The 1,406-nt window shown below is 44.9% G+C and carries 3 protein-coding genes; all 3 read right to left on the bottom strand.

Annotation, left to right across the window (positions count from 1 at the left end; translation table 11 throughout):
- Nucleotides 1-301, bottom strand: a 301-nt coding sequence (locus R7P69_RS24660) for a DUF1190 domain-containing protein (protein ID WP_318121749.1), incomplete at its 3' end; no start/stop codon positions are given.
- A gap of 8 nt (nt 302-309) precedes the next feature.
- Complete coding sequence (locus tag R7P69_RS24655; protein WP_005459831.1) at nt 310-726, bottom strand: DUF350 domain-containing protein; 417 nt, start codon at nt 724-726, stop codon at nt 310-312.
- A partial coding sequence (locus R7P69_RS24650) for a two pore domain potassium channel family protein (RefSeq protein ID WP_318121748.1) occupies nt 726-1,406 on the bottom strand: 681 nt, incomplete at its 5' end. The genes R7P69_RS24655 and R7P69_RS24650, both read right to left, overlap by 1 nt.

Below are 1,406 nucleotides of genomic sequence, written 5' to 3'. Positions count from 1 at the left end.
AGCTTGAGCTGTAGTAACAATCGTCTTCGTAAAAGTCGTTTTCACATTCGAATTCATTGTTATAACGAGGAGCATTTCGTTCAGCACGAGCCAATGCCTCTTGGTAAGCTATATCACACTGCTCACTAAACTCTGGCGAGTTGGATTTACATTCATCGGCGTCAGAAAAAATGTAGCCTTCAGTCTTTGATTCTTGGGTCGCAAGGAAGAAAATTCCGCCAAATGCCGCGAACGGTATGATTTTTCCAAGCTTTAAGCTTTTATCCATGGAAGAACGTTTAACGTTGGAACTGCGCTTCATCGTTCCTCCTAGTACGTCATACAAGCAGCATTCAACATGCCGACCGATATAGAAACCGCCGCAAGTACAATGCCTGCAGGCAGCTCATCTTTTTCGATACGCTCAGTAACTCTTGGCAGCAAAATGAAACGCACGATGGCAAATGCGATGATTTGCGCAAGCATGGCAACAACGCCCCAAACCATAAAGTCGACAATGTTGACTGAGTTTTTTGCCGCACCCGAAATCGCAATACAATAACCCAGAAAAGCGCCACTCAATGCCACTGCGGCTGCGGTATTTTGCTTTTCCTTGATCAGATGCCATTCATCATAAGGCGTAAGCTTGACGTAGATGAACTTAAACGCCAAAACAAAAATAATGGATACTGAGAAGTAGAGTAAAAAGTTTGGAAAACCTGCTAACAGGCCGGCAATCATGTGCATTATTGTTCCTTGTTCATTTCTTTCCATGCAAAATCACCAATACGTTCATCTGCAATGTAAAACAGCTTGGTACCCGGTGGCACTTCCGCATCTAAATCTGGGTTGAGTTGGATACCGTTGCCGATATCAAACGCAATCAACGTCGCGTGGTGACGCTTTTTGATAAAGCCAAAGATGCTCTCAATGGTTGTAATAGGTTGATTCTCAGGATAAATAACGGAGTACTGTGTCATCCCACGGGTGGATGCCAGTAATTCTTGGTGCAAGGCACTAGAGCCAGGGTCTACTGCCGCTTTCGCCAACATTTCTGCTCCTACGGCAGGAATGCACTCTGCTTTAGGGCAATGCTGACTGAGCAATCGACCTAAAGCGTCGTCTTTAAAATAAGCCAGCAAGTGTGCGTCAGGATTCACAGAAGCACAATAAAGCGCAGCGGAGAGCGTAATGTCATCCGAAAGATTATCAACAATGATACAACTCGCATCAGTAATGTTGGCGTTCTTCATTTCCTGTGCGTCGGTATAACTGGTCACTTTGATAAAATGAATCTCACCCGGCAATGGGTTTTCAATATCAGAGCGACTACACAACACGATAGGGCGCTTGCCTTCTTCTTCGTGTTGCAACATACGAATCAAGTGCATTGTTCTCGACCCGTTCCACCCAAGCAATACGATATG

The sequence above is a fragment of the Vibrio sp. 661 genome (genome assembly GCF_033339315.1).
Taxonomy (GTDB): domain Bacteria; phylum Pseudomonadota; class Gammaproteobacteria; order Enterobacterales; family Vibrionaceae; genus Vibrio; species Vibrio alginolyticus.
Note: the sequence above shows the minus strand (reverse complement) of the source record. Positions and strands in the feature narration are given on the sequence as shown.